The organism is Nocardia sp. NPDC102475 (assembly GCF_055584605.1).
Window position 1 is genome coordinate 490198 of sequence record NZ_JBVJLS010000003.1, and the last position, 15862, is coordinate 506059.

At 66.2% G+C, this 15862-nt stretch carries 14 protein-coding genes; 7 read left to right on the forward strand and 7 right to left on the reverse strand.

The genetic code is table 11. The annotated features are described in order from the left end of the window. Positions 1–5 precede the first annotated feature (5 nt). Positions 6–713: an alpha/beta fold hydrolase gene (locus ACZ60G_RS08010; RefSeq protein WP_465808288.1), complete on the forward strand. Its 708-nt coding sequence runs from the start codon at positions 6–8 to the stop codon at positions 711–713. A gap of 56 nt (positions 714–769) precedes the next feature. Here the strand turns inward: ACZ60G_RS08010 and ACZ60G_RS08015 are convergent, their stop codons facing one another. Next, positions 770–1777 (reverse strand): MASE1 domain-containing protein, encoded by a 1008-nt coding sequence (locus ACZ60G_RS08015; RefSeq protein WP_465808290.1) that lies wholly within the window; start codon positions 1775–1777, stop codon positions 770–772. A gap of 179 nt (positions 1778–1956) precedes the next feature. On the opposite strand from ACZ60G_RS08015, the gene ACZ60G_RS08020 reads away from it, so the two are divergent. Then, positions 1957–3207, forward strand: a complete 1251-nt coding sequence (locus tag ACZ60G_RS08020) for a sigma factor-like helix-turn-helix DNA-binding protein (RefSeq protein ID WP_465808292.1) — start codon at positions 1957–1959, stop codon at positions 3205–3207. On the opposite strand, the gene ACZ60G_RS08025 is transcribed toward ACZ60G_RS08020, so the two are convergent. Beyond that, positions 3179–4162: a hypothetical protein gene (locus tag ACZ60G_RS08025; RefSeq protein ID WP_465808294.1), complete on the reverse strand. Its 984-nt coding sequence runs from the start codon at positions 4160–4162 to the stop codon at positions 3179–3181. The two genes, ACZ60G_RS08020 and ACZ60G_RS08025, sit on opposite strands and share 29 nt — an antisense overlap. Before the next feature lie 400 nt (positions 4163–4562). Here ACZ60G_RS08025 and ACZ60G_RS08030 point away from each other — a divergent pair, with 400 nt between their 5' ends. After that, a complete protein-coding gene (locus ACZ60G_RS08030) occupies positions 4563–5753 on the forward strand; it encodes a hypothetical protein (protein WP_465808296.1) in 1191 nt (396 codons plus the stop codon). A 5-nt stretch (positions 5754–5758) separates the two neighbouring features. On the opposite strand, the gene ACZ60G_RS08035 is transcribed toward ACZ60G_RS08030, so the two are convergent. The 4 genes from ACZ60G_RS08035 to ACZ60G_RS08050 all read right to left on the reverse strand — a co-directional run bounded on the left by ACZ60G_RS08035 (position 5759) and on the right by ACZ60G_RS08050 (position 11348). Next, the gene (locus ACZ60G_RS08035; protein WP_465808298.1) at positions 5759–6670 is read right to left on the reverse strand and encodes a LysR family transcriptional regulator; all 912 of its coding nucleotides are present in this window, start codon (positions 6668–6670) and stop codon (positions 5759–5761) included. 407 nt (positions 6671–7077) lie between these two features. Then, entirely contained in the window at positions 7078–8601 is a 1524-nt protein-coding gene (locus tag ACZ60G_RS08040) for a flavin-containing monooxygenase (protein ID WP_465808300.1), read from the reverse strand. Between the two features lie 51 nt (positions 8602–8652). Further along, positions 8653–9969 carry a cytochrome P450 gene (locus ACZ60G_RS08045; RefSeq protein WP_465808302.1) on the reverse strand — a complete coding sequence of 439 codons (1317 nt, stop codon included), beginning with the start codon at positions 9967–9969 and terminating at the stop codon, positions 8653–8655. 149 nt (positions 9970–10118) lie between these two features. Next, positions 10119–11348, reverse strand: a complete 1230-nt coding sequence (locus ACZ60G_RS08050; protein ID WP_465808304.1) for a cytochrome P450 family protein — start codon at positions 11346–11348, stop codon at positions 10119–10121. A gap of 198 nt (positions 11349–11546) precedes the next feature. Between ACZ60G_RS08050 and ACZ60G_RS08055 the strand changes: the two genes are divergently transcribed. Then, positions 11547–12773, forward strand: coding sequence for an MFS transporter (locus ACZ60G_RS08055; protein ID WP_465808306.1), 1227 nt, complete (start codon positions 11547–11549; stop codon positions 12771–12773). Then, the gene (locus ACZ60G_RS08060; protein ID WP_465808308.1) at positions 12770–13309 is read left to right on the forward strand and encodes a GNAT family N-acetyltransferase; all 540 of its coding nucleotides are present in this window, start codon (positions 12770–12772) and stop codon (positions 13307–13309) included. The genes ACZ60G_RS08055 and ACZ60G_RS08060 overlap by 4 nt, the downstream gene beginning before the upstream one ends. A gap of 5 nt (positions 13310–13314) precedes the next feature. Here ACZ60G_RS08060 and ACZ60G_RS08065 read toward each other — a convergent pair whose 3' ends face one another. Beyond that, the gene (locus tag ACZ60G_RS08065; protein ID WP_465808310.1) at positions 13315–14067 is read right to left on the reverse strand and encodes an alpha/beta fold hydrolase; all 753 of its coding nucleotides are present in this window, start codon (positions 14065–14067) and stop codon (positions 13315–13317) included. Between the two features lie 101 nt (positions 14068–14168). Here ACZ60G_RS08065 and ACZ60G_RS08070 point away from each other — a divergent pair, with 101 nt between their 5' ends. Both ACZ60G_RS08070 and ACZ60G_RS08075 read left to right on the forward strand, forming a co-directional pair. Continuing rightward, complete coding sequence (locus ACZ60G_RS08070; protein WP_465808312.1) at positions 14169–15056, forward strand: ABC transporter ATP-binding protein; 888 nt, start codon at positions 14169–14171, stop codon at positions 15054–15056. 40 nt (positions 15057–15096) lie between these two features. Continuing rightward, a complete protein-coding gene (locus ACZ60G_RS08075; RefSeq protein WP_465808314.1) occupies positions 15097–15861 on the forward strand; it encodes an ABC transporter permease in 765 nt (254 codons plus the stop codon). Position 15862 lies beyond the last annotated feature (1 nt).

The following is a 15862-nucleotide window of genomic DNA, read 5'->3' on the forward strand; positions in this document are numbered from 1 at the left end:
AATCTATGACCGCTCCAACCATCGTGCTCGTCCACGGCGCGTTCGCCGATTCCTCCAGTTGGAACAGCGTCATCGAACGCATACGCGCACAAGGACATTCCGTCATCGCCGCCGCAAACCCGCTGCGCGGCCTAGGCAGTGACGCGGCGTATATCGCGTCGGTTGTCGACGGTATCGAGGGCCCGTGCGTGCTCGTCGGACACTCCTACGGTGGCAGCGTCATCACGGTGGCGGCCGAGGGGAAGGCGAACATCACCGCATTGGTCTACATTGCCGCGTTCATTCCCGACGAGAACGAGAGCGCGCTGCAGCTGACCGATAAGTTCCCCGGCTCCACCTTAGGGCCGACGACCCGTCCCGCGAGCTACCCGCTGCCCGACGGGAGCACGGGCACCGAACTCTATATCCGTCAGGAGGAGTTCCACCGGCAGTTCGCCGCCGACGTCCCCGCGGCAACGGCCGAACTGATGGCCGCGACACAGCGACCGGTCGCCCTTGCCGCACTGCAGGAGACAGCCACCGCGGCCGCGTGGAAGTCGGTGTCGGCATTCGCATTGCTGACCACGGACGATAAGAACATCCCCGTCGAGGCGCAGCGGTTCATGGCCGAACGTGCCGGGGCCGACACCGTCGAAATCTCCGCTTCGCACGCGGTCTCGGTCGCCGAGCCCGACGTGGTCGCCGACCTGATCATCCGGTCGGTCGAGCGCTAGTTCGCCTCGAACCGACTCGCGCCGCAGCGGATTGCGGCGCGAGTCGGACGGCCTGTTCAGCTTGGTGCGGTGTCGGGGGTAGGGGGTTTGGTTCGGCGGGGGCGTGCGTTGTCGATGACGCCTTCCAAAGGGCGGCCCTGGCTGATGGTGAGGACGGTTTGGGCCAGTTGGGTGCAGGTGTCGTCGACGGCTTGGCGGGCGCGGTCGCGTTGGGCGGTGATGGTGGCGTGCAGGAGGGCGGTCAGTGCGACCGAGCCGTTGAATGCTTGCAGAGTGATCATTTTGGCGGTCAGGTCGAGGCCGCTGAAGGCCGGGAAGTCGCGGGTCACGGCGACGATGGCGACCGTCGAGGCGATGAGCGCGCAGGGCAGTGCGCCGGCGAGATGGAAGCGCATCGCGGCCCAGATCAGGAAGGGGAAGACCAGGAAGAGCAGGTTTGCCGACACCACGGTGGCCGATACCGCGACGACGAATGTGCCCACCGCGAGCATCGCGGCCTCGATTACCCGCAATGGGCTGAGGGCCTTGGGTATGCGAATACCTTTGCCGACGAGGATGAGCGGTGCGATCAGCAGCACGCCCATGGCGTCGCCGGTCCACCACACCAACCAGGCGCCCCAGAAACCGTGTGCGGAAACCACACCGGCCACGAGCAGAGTGACGGTACCGAGCGTCGCGCTGATCAGCATCGCGGCGAGGGCACCGAGGAAGACGAGTTCGAGTACGTCACGGACGCCGACGAAATCGCTGCGGAACCCGACCTTTTTGAGCAGCAGGTACGCGACCACCGGAGCGACCGTGTTGCCGAGGGCGATCATGAGGACGGCAGGAAGCGTCGGCCCGAGCAGGGCATTCACCGCCAACGCGCCCAGCGTGACCCCCGGCCAGGCACGGAGGCCGAATAAGAACAGACATGCGAGGGCAACCCCGGTCGGCGGCCACAGCGGCGTGACTTGATTGCCGACCAAGGCAAAACGCAACCCGACCTCGGCAGCCGCAAAATACGCGACCGCCGCCACAATGATCCACAGCGCCAGCTCGGCGTTGCTGCGGAAACGACCCACGACGTGAGCATAGAACCGTTTCCCACGACGATCAGGAAATATCGAGGACAGCTCGGACAGCGACGCCGAGCTGGCGGAGACGGATGCGGCCGATCGGTGGGATGGGCCGGGTTGTCGGTGGTCGGCGTTAGGCTACGGCGCACATATCGAGTGGAGCCGAGTCGTGGTCAGGGGTGCAGGTGACGGCAAGTGAGGCCGATGGGCGGGATCGAGCTGCTGACTATGCCGATCCCGAGGTGCTCGACGATATCGCCGGGGATGTGTCGTTCGATCTCGAGGAGATCAACGAGCTATTGGGGGAATTGATCGAGATGCGGGGGGAACGCAAGCGGCGCGATGCCGACATCGTGGGGTTTCGGCTCGGGGTGAGCGGGGAGGCGCCGGAGACGTTGGCGCGGATCGGTGCTCGATTCGATCTGTCGCGGGATCGGGTTCGACAGTTGCATACCCGGGCAGTGGCGCAGATTCTGCGGGAAGCGCAGCTGAGTGGACATCGGGCAGCCGAGGTGTTCGGGACGCGGTACCCGGTGGGGGCACGAGATCAGCAGTTGGTGCGGGCACTGTTGGTGGAGACCTATGCGACGGATACCGATCTGGCCGCCAATGAGTTGGCTTATCTGAAGCTGCGGCTGGCGGGGCATGCGGGCGAGGATGCCAAGCGGGTCGCCGGATATGTGATGCAGCGGATCATGGGGTGGCAGAAGAAGACGAACCGGCGGTTGGCGAAACTGCACGAGCCGCTGGCGACGAGTGAGCTGAATTCATGGCTGGGACAGGTCGATTGGCCGGCCTCCGCACCAGGACCCGCTCCCCTGCCGATCGCCTCGGCGCGCACGGTCGACGGCGACGACGAAGGACGCGGGCGGTTCTATCTCGACAAGGTCGGGCGCGATATCGGGTTCGATTCCGGCTTGGAAGCTCGGCTGCTTCAGACGGTGAACGCGAGCGATCTGGTCGAGACATTTCAGGAGCAACCGAGTGCGGTCGCCTTCGAAATAGACGGCATGGAACGAAGCTTCTACCCGACCATCGCCGCACGACTGGCCGACGGCCGCGTCGTCCTGATCGATGTCGAACCGCTGGGACATGTCGGCTTCCACATCAATCGGATCAAATCGGCGGCAGGGCGCGCACATGCGCATGCCAACGGCTGGGGCTGGCTGGTGTGGACCGGCAGCAAGATCGGGATCCCAGATCTGTTGCGGCGCAAGGTAGCCGCGGAGGCCGAGAGTCGACTGCGGGAGTTGGTCGAGCGCGGACCGGTGTACTGGTCCGCGCTGCGGCAGTTGCGCGCGGAGGTCGAGCTGGACCTGCTCGACCTGATCGCGCTGGTCCTGTGCAACGAATGGCGTTGGGACCGCGCGCCGTTCCGGTTGACCGGCAACCACCCAGCCGACCACCTCAGCGCACGAACATCGCTCCCGCGATGAATGTCACGATAAGCATCATCGCGCAATAGGTGATCAGCTGCCAGTGACCGATCGCCTTCTGCAGACTCACGATGGTGGCACGCAGGCTGGCGTCGATGCGGTGGTGGTTGTCGAGCTTGCGCTTGACCTCGGCCAGCGAGTCCGCACGCTCCTGCGCGGACTCCTCGGCACGTTCCAGCCGGGTGGTGAGCTTCATCACCTGTTTCTGCTTGTCCCGCACGGATTTTCGGGACAGGGCCAGCGTGGTGCGTTGGTTGACCAACTCCTGGCGCTGCCGAGCGATGACGCTGGCCTGCGTCCTCGTGTGGTGTTCCCAGTCGGTCACGGTGGCCCATCCTCCTGTCATCACATCGCGGTAGCCCCACGCGATTTCGCCCCGCACCCAGCCGCCCAGGAAATCGCGCAGTTCATAGGGTTCACGGCGCGGCAGGACGACCGCGCTGTTCGAAGCGTCCAGCATGCCCTCTTCGGCGCGGTAATCGCAGGCGGGCGGCGCGAAGTCGGCGATGCCGAGCGCGGGCAGATGCCCGACCCAATAGCCCGGCGGGCACAGCCACAACACCCCGTCACATCCGGAGGTGCGCAGCCGCGTCGTGTGGTGCTGCGCCGATTCCCGATCCAGCGGGCCGGTACGGACCTCGATGGCGTACTGCCGATCACCGCTGCGCCAGAGCACGTCCACCGGAATGTCACCCACCCGGCGGTCCACCTCGGCCACCTCGGCACCGTAGGACGCGAGCCGCCCGCACAGCCAATACTTCAGCCGCTGGATATCCCATTGCGCGGCGGCACATTCCGGGCATGTGCAGCCGTATCCCGCTGCCCCAACCGCTCCGCCGACGGGTGCGCGACCATCCGGCACCCGGGTGTCCGCGACGCGACCGTCCGACAACCCCAATTCGGCGAGCATCGCCCGACGCCCGCACGCCCGCTCGACGCGCTGCTTCGTTCTCACGCGACCTCACCCCTGCCCAAAACCACCGCAGGTCAGGTACGACCTACGCCATAGATCAAGAGTGCGTCAGCTTTGGCCCGCCCGCCAGCCCCCTATACCCCGCGCTCGGGTGCGCCACAACCCGCGAACACGCTCCGACCAGCCGATGTGCGCTGTCTCACAAGCGATTTCATTGCGACACGCGAGAGCATTGCCACAGTTAATTCGATGATTGATAGTTGCGGCCATTCCTCGGACACGGCCGATGCCGCCGAACGAGCGAACGAAAGCCGCCGCGCAACCGGACGAAAGGTGCACGGCGCGGCCACGGCCGGTCCTCGAACCGCGTCGGTACCGATCGACAGATAGAATCGGCCGGCCACGAGCGGAGTTTCGGGCGATACGGGGAAGAAGGTATGGGATGGACCACGACGAGCGGAGTGGCGAATCGATCGGCGCACTCTTGTCGAGTCTCGCGACGACCCTGCGCGAGGTGAGCAATAAACTCGACGCGGTCGCCGCCCACGTGGATGACGACCGTAACCTGGCCGGTCGCCTGGCCAAGTTGGAGGCGTGGGCTTTCCGTACCGGGGAGGATGTTTCGAAGATCGGGTCACGGTTGGAGCAGGTCGCCACCGTCGAGCCCACTGACGAACCGGCCGAACCCGCGCAGCGGGTCCGCCCGGAGCCCACGCCCGCGACCAGGGAACGGCGCGAACCGATTCCGTCGCGTCGCGACCGCCTCGATGCCGTAAACGGGCGAGCCGACACCACGAGCGCGCACACCGAGCCCGGCCGCAACGACCTCCCCGACATCACCACCGTGCTCAGCCAAACGCCGACCGGACGCAACAATCGCCCCGACACCACCGGAACCAACGAGCGCCTCGAGCCCACGACCGGCCGCAACGAGCTCGTCACGCCGACGACCGGAGCCAACGGGCGCCTAGCGACCCCGACCGGACCTCTGGACGCCACCACCGGGCGCAACGAGCGGCTGAAAGCGCCCGAAGACATCGCGCCCCGCCCCGCACGGACCGAATTCACCGCGCCGAACACCCGCGCCGAACACCTCGAACCCTTCGGCCCCGCAACGCACAACGACTCTCTGTCCCTCCCCTCACGGACACCGCAGCCCGTGCCGCCCGCGGTCCCCCCGACCTATCGCAGCGAGCCGCTCTCCGCACCCACCTCGCGCCCCGAATGGCTCGACTCGGCCACACCGGCCGGCACCGAACCTTCCGCGCCGACCTACACCAACTCCCAACCCGCGACCACCGGCGACCGGCTCGACTACGGCTCGATCGGCTCGAGTAACGGCCGCTTGGAGCCGCTCACGTCCCCGCCCCGCAATGGCTACGAATCCCCAACGCCAACAACCCGTCCCGACACCGGTATGACCGCACCACGCACCGAGGACAACGGCGCACTGACCCCTGGCGCGCACCGCGCGGGGACCGGCGAGGACACCTCGCACGTCGACAAGCTGCAGGCCATGCTCGACGAACTCAAACGCAACCCGCACGGCCCCTTCGGTCGCCCGGACCCGTCCTCCGCGCCGAACGAACTACCCGGCGTGGATCCGAACTTCGCGATCCGCACCGAGGGCTGAGCAACTCACCGCCCGGACGAGTCCAGCCCCGTGAGGGTGCCGCGGATCAATTCGCGTAGCCATCGGTGGGCGCTGTCGGCGGTATTACGGGGGTGCCACGCGATGGCGATGGCGATTTCGGGGAGGGGCAGGGGGATTTCGAAGGCACACAAGCCGAGTGCGGTGCGCGTTGTCGCGGTGAGGGCGGCGGGGACGGCGCAGATCAGATCGCTGGAGCGGATCGCTAGCAGGGCGCTGGTGAGGTCGGGGACAGTGGCCACGACGCGGCGAGTGCGGCCGTGCAGGGCCAAGCGGTCATCGATGGGGCCGCGGGCGCGACCCCGGCGGGAGATGCCGAGGTGGGCGGCAGCGGCGAACCGCGCCACGGTCACACGATCGGTGATCAGCGGATGTTCCGGTGCGGCAACGCCGATCACGCGATCGCGCAATACCCGCTGCACGGTGGTCTCGGGATCGGTGTGCTCGATGACGCCGACCTCGATATCGACGCGACCATCGCGCAGTGCGGCGGTGCCCTCGTCGCGATCCGGGAGCAGATGCAGTGTCACGCCGGGCGCCTGTGCGCGGACGGCGGCCAGCAGCGGCGTCGCCAATTCCCCGAGGACCATATCGCCCGCCTGCACGGCGAAGTCGCGCTTCAGCGTGGCCGGGTCGAGTGCGCCGCGCGGGGTGAGCAGCGTCCGCCCTCGCTCCACCAGAACGCTTACCTCGTAACGCAATTCGAGTGCGCGCGGCGTCGGCACCAGATTGCGGCCCGCGCGCACCAGCAGCGGATCGCCGAGCACGTGACGCAGCCGGGCCAGCGTTCGGCTCATCGCGGGCGCCGAAGTGTGTAGCCGCTCGGCGGCCAGGGTGACGCTGTTGGTCTCCAGCAGCGCATCCAGAGCAACCAGCAGATTCATGTCGAGGGCGTCCACACCTGGATTATCCAGAACGGAAAGACTGGTAACCAACATTGCATTGGTGATAATCCGTCGTGCCGACCTCGACGGCGCTGTCCGGCCCGATTGCCGACTCCGGCCGGAACGACGGCACGCCCATGCGACGCCCGTCACACTGTGAACTTCTTCGACTCGAAACCCACAGTCGCACTGGGCAAATCGATGTGCTCCGCAGAGGGAACGGACCCTGTTCCGATCCCGCATCCTCCGGCGGCAACCATCGCCGGGGCCATTGGCCGACGAGAGCCGAGAGATCCCTCCCCGGTGATCGTCGACGTCGATCGAACCTGCATGTGCTCCATACGCGACGCCGTGTCCGACCTACAACACGTGAGCGCCGAGGAGAACCCCGGCAATCCCCAGGCGCACTCCGGGCAATCGACCTACGGCGTGCGCTGTTCGGCGGAGACCTGAGGCGCCATTTCCGGCGCCGCTGTGACCACCGGCCCCTTCGACCGCTCCGCGAGTCCACGATACGAAGACGGCTTGATCATCCGGAACCATTGTGCCGCACGGGTTCTGCGCGGCAGGCGGAATTTCAGGTCGGCGAGCATCTCGTCGATATTGTGGATCGAGAACGGGGTGATGGCGCCGCCGTGCGCGTGATGGCCGCCCGTGCGCTCGGCCATCCAGCTCAGCCGCTCATCGACGTGCGCGGTCATCTCCTCCTGTGTCGGCAGGGCAAGGCGGCCGCGTAACAGTGCGGCGGTCCAGTGCGCACCGACCTCGGCGCCGAGCGTGCTGATGACCGAGGAGTTGTACCCGACGAAGCTCAGATTCGGCACGCCGATCGGCAAGATCTGCCGGTACAGGCGGAAATTGCCCTCGTCGTCGGTGAGCTGACGCTGCACGTACGGGGTCAGGAACGGCACCCGCTGGTGGAACCCGGTAGCGCAGATGACGATATCGGCCTGCAGGGTCGTGCCGTTGGACAGTCGCACGTGGTTCGGGGCCATCTCGGTGATGGTGCTGTCGCGGTGCACCGCGATCAGTCCCATCCCCACCCGCTCGAAGAAATCCTCGGTGACCAGGCTGACCGTGCTCTCCGCGATGTCCTCGAAGCGCCCCTCCGGCACCAGTCCCAGCTCGCGCAGATGCGACTTCTTGGTGGCGAGTTCCTGGATCACATCGAGGTTGCTGTCGCGGAAGCTGCGCCCGGAACCGTGCAGGAACCGTTCGATCCGCCCGAGCTCCTGATAGCGGAAGTGCGCCTCCCCCAGCCTGGTCAGCATCAGCCGTTCGTAGTCGACCAGTCCGCGCGCCAACTTGCGCGGCATCTTCCACAGCAGTCGGCGGGCGACCACATTCGTCGAGGCCGCGACGTGACTGACCGCCTCGGCGATATCGCAGGCCGACTTGCCATAGCCGACCACCACGACAGATTTGCCGCGCGCCCACTCGACATCCAGGAACTCCGAGGCGTGCCCGATCTGCCCGCCCGCCTGCCGGAACCGCTCGACGCCCGGGAAGTCGGGCACCGCGGGCTCACTGAATATTCCGTTGGCGATGACCAGATGGTCGCAGGAGGTGCGATGGACACCGATGTGGTCGCGGATCTCCAGCAACCAACCACTGTCGACCGGATCGGCCGCGACCACCTCGGTACCGAGACGCAGGCTCTCGCCGAAGCCGAAGTGCCGCACGTACCCGTCGAGGTACTGCTGCATCTGCTGCCCATCCGGCACACGCGGATAGTCATCGGGCATCGGGAAGTCGGAGAAGTGATATGTGTGTTTGCTGTTCTGTGCGCGCAGGCCGGGATACCGGCGCGTCGCACTCCACACTCCGCCGACGTCCGAGGCCCGATCGAATACCTCGACCGGAAAACCCTCCCGGCGCAACACCTTCGCGCAGGCGAGGCCTGCGATGCCCGCACCTACGATTGCGATGCGGTTCCCGCTCGTCATGGCACGGAGATTACGTCGCTCGCGCGAATGCGGCAAAGCCTCGGTGCGATTTCACGAAGTTGAACAGGGAGTGACTACAATCCTGGCCTTGTCGCGCGGCACGGTGGTGATATTGCGCACCCGTCCGCGCTCGCGTTTCGCCCCCTCGGGCGGGGCCAGGGTGTAGCGGGACAGGATTTCGCGCAGCACCGTGGTGCCCTCCATCAGCGAGAATCCGGCGCCGATGCAGCGGCGCACGCCGCCGCCGAAGGGCAGCCAGGTATTCGGTTCGACCTCGCCGTCGAGGAAGCGCGACGGACGGAAGGTCCAGGTGTCGGGATGGTTGGCCGGGCTGCGGTGCGCCAGCAGGATCGAACAGCTGACCACCGTGCCCGCGGGCAGCTCCCAGCCGCCGATGGTCATATCCCTGGTGAGTTTGCGGACCGCGCCGGGGATGACGGTGCGCATCCGCATCGCCTCCTTCATGACGGCCTCGAGCGCCTTGTCGTCATCGATGCGGACCGCTTCGTGGGCGTCGCGTTGTACCTGCGGGTTGACCGAGAGTTCGTGCAGCGCCCAGGACAGCGCGGCCGCGGTGGTTTCGTGACCGGCGAGCAGCAGGGTGATGAGTTGATCGCGTAGTTCGGGGTCGGTGAGGGGCGGATCGGACTCGGTATCGCCGCCCGCCTGCAATAGCCGGGACAGGACGTCGGTGCGTTCGGCCAGGTCGGGGGCGGTGCGCCGGGCCGTGATCTCGGCGTACAGCAGATCATCGATGGCGGCCATATTGCCGTGGAAGGACTTCCACGGCGGATACTTCTGCAGCGCCGGTTTCATCAGGCCGATGTACTGCAGCGGCCCGATATCGACGATGCGACCCAGGCGCGGTGCGAGCGCGGCCCGAGTGCGCTCATCGGTGACGCCGAACACCACCCGCATGATCACCTCGAGAGTGAGCGCGTTCATCCGGTCGAGGGTGATGACCGTCGAACCGGGCCGCCAGCGGTCGACCTCCGCGGCCGCGATCTCGGCGACCAGATCGCGATAGCCGCGCAGGGCCGCGCCATTGAATGCGGGCATGAGCAATCGGCGCGCCCTTGCGTGTTCGGCCTCGTCGGTCATCAGCACCGAATGCTCGCCCATGATGGGGCCGAGGATCTGGTTGCCTTCGCCCGCGTGCAGGTCGCGTGGGTCGCCCGCGAAGATCTCCTTGATGTGTTCGGGGCGGGTGAATACCACGAGGTTCTGCGCGAACGGCGGCACATGCAGCGAGAAGACATCGCCGTAGCGTCGTCGTAGCGGCGGCAGCACCTGGGCGCGGTTACGGATGTACAGCAAGCCCTGTAGCAATGCGGGGATCGGCGGACCGGGTGGATACGCCGCAGTCATCGTTTCCCTCCGCATCCGGCGCCGGACGCATCGTTACGCCCGGTTCTCTGCACTGTTGCACAGTTGTCCGGCGTGGCGGAAGCCCCTGGGGCACAACGCCTGATCAGTGGGGCCGTCCGCCGCTGTGCGCACCACCCCGAACGCCGGACTCAACGCAGGGCGGGTGCCCCTGCCAATTCGACCGGCAGATCCTGCAACCCCCGGATGAGCATGCTCTCCCGCCAGCGCAATTCCCCACCGGCGGCCGCCAAGCGCAGATCCGGATACTGCTCGACCAACCTCGTGATCGCGATGCGCGCCTCCAGCCGAGCCAGGCCCGCACCCAGGCAGTAGTGGATGCCGTGGCCGAACGCCAAGTGGCCAGATGCGGAGCGCTCCGGGTCGAACTCAGCTGCGTCGCCGAAGTGCCGTTCGTCGTGGTTGGCCGAACCCAGCGCGACGAGAACCATCTCGCCCGCGGGAATCTCGGTGCCGCCCAGCGTGATCGGTTCGGTCGTGTAGCGCAAGGTCGCGACATTCACCGGACCGTCGTAGCGCAGCATCTCCTCGATCAGGGCGGGCACTGCCTCGGCATTCCCGTGCAGCGCGCGGTAGCGCACCGGATCCGACAGCAGGGTGAGCACGGTATTGCCGATCAGATTGACCGTGGTCTCGTGGCCCGCGACCAGGATTAGGAACACCATGGAGATCAGCTCGTCATCGGTGAGGCGGTCACCGTCGGCACTGGCGGCGATCAGGTCCGAGACGAGGTCCTCCCCCAGCCCCTCGGCCCGCCGCCGCGTGATCAACTGCTCGAAGTAGTCGGCAATGGCATCGGTCGCGTGCCGGACTTCCTCGGGGGTCGCGGTCGACAGCTCGACGATGATGCGCGACCACTCCCGGAAGTCCGCGCGATCGGCCACCGGCACACCGAGCAGTTCACAGATGACGGTGATGGGAAGCGGAAACGCATACTCCGACAACAGATCCACCGGGCCCGTGCCGTCCGCGGCCATCCGGTCCAGGAGCTCATCGGCGATCGCCAGCACACGCGGGGCCAGTGCCTCGATCCGAGCGGGTGCGAATGCGGGGGCGACCAGTCGGCGCAGCCGGGCGTGCGCGGGCGGATCGGTATTCAGCAGGTGGTAGCTGATCCGGGCATTTACCGCGCCGACGCCGGTGTCACCGGTGGGCAGGCCACGGGCCCGGCGGCTGGACTCGGTGCGCGGGTCTTTGCGGATGGCCGGATGACGCAGCACCTCGCGTGCGACGTCCAGATCCACCACCAGCCAAGCGCGAACGCCGCTATTCAACTCGATGGGGTGCACGGGGCCTTCGGCGCGCAGCTTCGCATAGAAGGCATACGGTGTACGAAAGAAGTCCTGTGGCAGCTTTCTCATTCGACGGCCCTTCCCCGTTCGCGAGTTGTCTTGCGCCCCTTCGATAGTGGCACGCGATGGCGATCTCGACCACCCGCGCGTCGACCGCAGCGACCGTATCTGACCAAGGTATGACCGTCGCGCGCGCCGCATCCACCAAAAGGATGACCGCGACCGTCTGCCCGGGCACGGCCACGGCCGGGCCGATACTCTCCGCAGATGGGATCGATTTCTCCCGTCTTGCGCGGAGCCCGGATCGCGAATTCGTTCGCGTTCGGGTTGCAGGGCTTTTTCTTCGCGGTGGTGCTCACCGAACTGCCCCAGCAGAAGGATCGCTTCGACCTGTCAGATGGCCTGATCGCCGGTTCGGTGGTGCTGGTTTCGATCCTCGCCGGCGTCGGCAGCGTGGCGGCCGAGCAGGTGGCCATGCGGTGGTCGAGCCGGGTCACGGTGCGGATCGGACTGCTGGGCATCACGGTCACCGGATGCGCCGTCGCGCTGGCCCCGAATATCCCTGTGCTGGCGATCGCCCTCGGCTGCTACGGAATCGCGGTCGGCATTGTCGATGCGAGCACGAACATGCAGGGTGTATTCATTCAGCACGGGTACGGGACGTTCATCCTGTCCTCGTTCTACGGGGCGTGGAGTGCCGGATCGATCCTCGGCGCGCTGTTCGTATCCGCCTGCGAGGCATTGGACGTCACGCTGCGCGAATCGCTGTTGGCGGCAGCGGGCGTAGTTCTCGTGGTCGGGTTGGTGACTGGCCCACGCCTGCTCGGCGCCGCGGAGGCCGAGTCCGGCCCGGCGGAGGTGGCCAACAGCGAACCCTCAGCATCCCGGATGGTTCCGCTGCGTATGTATCTCGCCTTCGGCATCGCGGCATCACTCGTTTTCGCGATCGATCTCGCCGTCAGCAACTGGTCGGCGTTGTATCTGAAGGAGGATCTGCTGGCCAGTTCGTCCACCGCGGCTTTGGCATTGGCGGTCTATCAATGCGCGTCGCTGGCCGCCAGGCTGAGCGGGGATCTGTGGGTGCGGCGGCTCGGCGGACGCCGGGTGGTACGCATCGCCGGGGCGGTCGGCGTGCTCGGACTGGCCGTCGCGGTGGTCGCGCCCGGGCCGATTGTCGCGATCATCGGCTTCCTGATCGGCGGTTTCGGAACCGGCGTCGTCGCACCGCTGTGCTTCAGCGAGGCCGGACAACTGACCAGCGGACGGCAACTCGACGCGCTGATCGCGCGCCTGAATCTGTTCAACTACGTTGGCACCCTCGTCGGCGGCGGGCTGGTCGGCGCGATTGCCGCCGGCTTCGGACATCGGATCGGTTTCGTGATCCCCGTCCTGTTCATGGCAATCGTTATCGGACTCGCGCGTGTATTCCATTCCCGTTCCGAACCGGATGAGCTTTCGGCTTCGAACGGAGGTCGTGCTGTACTGGACACATGAGCAACATCCCAGTCACCGTCGACCGGGCCGGATTATGGGACGCCGAGGCCCTCAGTGACGTTGCGGCCGCGACCTTTCCGCTCGCCTGTCCACCGCACGCCACCGCGGACGATATCGAGATCTTCATCGCCGAGGTGCTTTCCGGTGAACGCTTCGGCGAATATCTGACCGACCCCACCCGGATCGTGCTCAAAGCGGTCGCGGGCGGCGATATCGTCGGCTACGCGATGTTGCACTACGGCGACCCGGCCGATCCCGATGTCGCCAAGGCCGTCGACCTGCGCCCGGCCGTCGAGATCAGCAAGATGTACGTACTGCCCGGCCACCATGGTGCCGGTGTATCGAAGGCACTGATGAACGCGTCGCTGGAGCAAGCTCGCGAGGAGGCGGTTGCCGGGGTGTGGCTCGGGGTCAACCAGGAGAATGAACGCGCCCAGCGGTTCTATCTCAAGCACGGGTTCGAGCGGGTCGGCACCAAGACCTTCACCGTGGGTAGCCAGTTGCAGCACGATTTCGTGATGCGCCGGGTTCTCTGACCGGCTCAGGCCACGAACTCGACCAACGCCGCATGGAAGCTCGGATCCACGACGGCCATCAGGTGATCGCCGGGCACGATCCGCAAGGTCGCGTCGGGCAGTGCGGCCGCGAGTCGATCGGGCTCGGCGGCGAACGGGTCCTTATCGCCCGCCAGTACCAGGCTCGGCATGGTGATCTCGGCCAGGGTCTTTATCGGCTCGTCGTCCAGGCCGGTCGCGACCGCCTCGATGGCATCGCGGTCGGCGCGCACCGCGTCGGCGAGGATGCGGAACATCATCGCGATCGGTGGTGTGCCCGCGCCGTCACCGCGCATGGCGGCGCGCAGATCGTCGATATCGATGACGCGCCGGTCGACGCCGCCGCAATCGAGCACACCGGAGCCGATGCCGCCCACTGCCAGCTTGCGCACCCGCTCATCCGCTCCCGCCACCAGCAGCGAGATGATCGCGCCCATCGAATAGCCCACCTGCACAACGTCATCGAAGCCCAGCTCGTCGTAGAGCGCGGTGACGTCGCGCGCCATCCCCGCCCATGAATACCGCGCCGGATCATGGGGTTTCTCGGAACGACCGTGTCCGCGCGCATCCAGTGACACCACGGTGTGCCCGGCCGCCTGCAGGGCGCCGACCACCCCGGTGGCCATCCAGTTGGCGTTCGTATCGGCCACTACCCCGTGCTGCAGTACGACCGGGATGCCTTCGCCCTCCCACACGCGGTAGTTGAGCTCCAGTCCGTCCCAGGTCTTGAACGTCGTCATGACCGGATCGTAGCCCGACCCATAGGTTGACAAGTTCTTTGTGTTCAGTATTTACTGAACCTATCAGTCTTTGCGGAACATGCAGGAACTAAAGGAGCATCATGATGACCGCCGCGATCCGCACCGAGGGCCTGACCAAGCACTACGGCAAGCATGTCGCACTCACCGATCTGAACCTCGAGGTCGGCCAGGGCGAGGTGTTCGGGTTTCTCGGGCCCAACGGTGCGGGAAAGTCCACCACCATGCGCATCCTGCTGGATCTGATCCGACCGACTTCGGGCCGTGTCGAGGTGTTCGGCATCGAACCACGCGTCGGTGGTGCGCAATTGCGCAGGCGCATCGGTTACCTGCCGGGCGAACTCGAGATCGAGGGTCGCAATACCGCTCGAGACCTGCTCGCCTTCCTCGCCGATCTACATGGCGATGTCGCACCGAATCGGATCACCGACCTGGCCGATCTGCTCGATCTGGACCTGTCCAAGAAGGTCGGCGCGATGTCCAAGGGCAATAAGCAGAAGGTCGGCATTATCGCCGCCTTCATGCACAACCCGGATCTGCTGATTCTCGACGAACCCACCTCCGGACTGGATCCGCTACTGCAGCAACGCTTTCTGGATCTCGTCGGCGCGGCCAAACGCAACGGGCAGACGGTGTTCATGTCCTCGCACATTCTCAGCGAGGTGCAGCAGAGCGCCGATCGGGCGGTCATCATGCGCGCGGGCCAACTGCTCGGCACCGAGAATGTCGAGGATCTGCGCGGGCGTTCACCACGCTCGGTCGAATTGGTCTTCGGCGAGGACATTTTCGGCGACGACTTCGCCAGACTGCCCGGTTTGCGCGATCTGACCGTCGACGGAAAGACCTTGCGCTGCACCACCGAAGGCGAGGTCGACGGGCTGTTCAAGATGGCCGCGAAATACCAACTGGTGAGCGTGCTGTCCAGCGAGCCGGATCTCGAACAGATCTTCTTCAGCCTCTACGGCCGTTGATCAAACATCCCCGAATCATTTATCGCACAGGAGAATCGTCATGACTCGATCGGTCTTCACGCAGACCTTGACGGAACAGCGGCGCGGCCTGATCAGCTGGTCGATCGGCTTCGCCGTCATCCCGATGATGTATCTACCGTCCTACCAGTCGCTGAAGGAGCAGGGCTCGCTCGATATCAAGCAGAACACGATGTACGAGGCCATGGGCGTCAGCGACTTCGCCAGCGCCAGTGGATATTTGAACGCGACGGTGTACTCGTTGATGGGGCTGTTGCTGATGCTGATCTTCACGGTCACCTTCGCGAGCCGTTCGGTGGTGCAGGAGGAGAACGGGATGCTGGATCTGCTTCTCGCGCAACCGATCAACCGGATGAACCTGCTGCTGCAGCGATTCGCCGCACTGGCCGTGCAGACCGCGATCGCCACCACCGTACTCACCCTGAGCGTGATCGCCGGGGCCGAGCGGGGTGGGCTGGAGGTACCCACCGGCAATATCGTGGCCGCGAGTGCGGGGCTCGGATTGCTGGCACTGGTCGTCGGCGCGATCACGCTGCTGATCGGCGCGGCCACCGGAAAGCGTTCGGTGACACTGGGTTCGGCGTCGCTGATCGCGGTGGCGGGCTATCTGGCCAATAACCTCGGCGGTGAATTCGTGCGCAAACTGTCGCCCTTCTACTGGGCCAATGGGGGCGCTCCACTGGTACACGGCTGGAACGGTATCCACCTGGTGGTGCTGGTCGCCGTGGCCGCGGTCGCCCTGGTGCTGGCGCTGGGCGCGTTCGATCGCCGCGATCTGGCGGTCTGAT

Bases quoted from the DNA above. Each gene is read 5' to 3' on its own strand.
- ACZ60G_RS08045 (WP_465808302.1), bottom strand. From the start codon at position 9,969: ATGACTGCGGCGTATCCACCCGGTCCGCCGATCCCCGCATTGCTACAG.
- ACZ60G_RS08030 (WP_465808296.1), top strand. From the start codon at position 4,563: ATGGACCACGACGAGCGGAGTGGCGAATCGATCGGCGCACTCTTGTCG.
- ACZ60G_RS08050 (WP_465808304.1), bottom strand. From the start codon at position 11,348: ATGAGAAAGCTGCCACAGGACTTCTTTCGTACACCGTATGCCTTCTAT.
- ACZ60G_RS08060 (WP_465808308.1), top strand. From the start codon at position 12,770: ATGAGCAACATCCCAGTCACCGTCGACCGGGCCGGATTATGGGACGCC.
- ACZ60G_RS08040 (WP_465808300.1), bottom strand. From the start codon at position 8,601: ATGACGAGCGGGAACCGCATCGCAATCGTAGGTGCGGGCATCGCAGGC.
- ACZ60G_RS08010 (WP_465808288.1), top strand. From the start codon at position 6: ATGACCGCTCCAACCATCGTGCTCGTCCACGGCGCGTTCGCCGATTCC.
- ACZ60G_RS08055 (WP_465808306.1), top strand. From the start codon at position 11,547: ATGGGATCGATTTCTCCCGTCTTGCGCGGAGCCCGGATCGCGAATTCG.
- ACZ60G_RS08075 (WP_465808314.1), top strand. From the start codon at position 15,097: ATGACTCGATCGGTCTTCACGCAGACCTTGACGGAACAGCGGCGCGGC.
- ACZ60G_RS08065 (WP_465808310.1), bottom strand. From the start codon at position 14,067: ATGACGACGTTCAAGACCTGGGACGGACTGGAGCTCAACTACCGCGTG.
- ACZ60G_RS08070 (WP_465808312.1), top strand. From the start codon at position 14,169: ATGATGACCGCCGCGATCCGCACCGAGGGCCTGACCAAGCACTACGGC.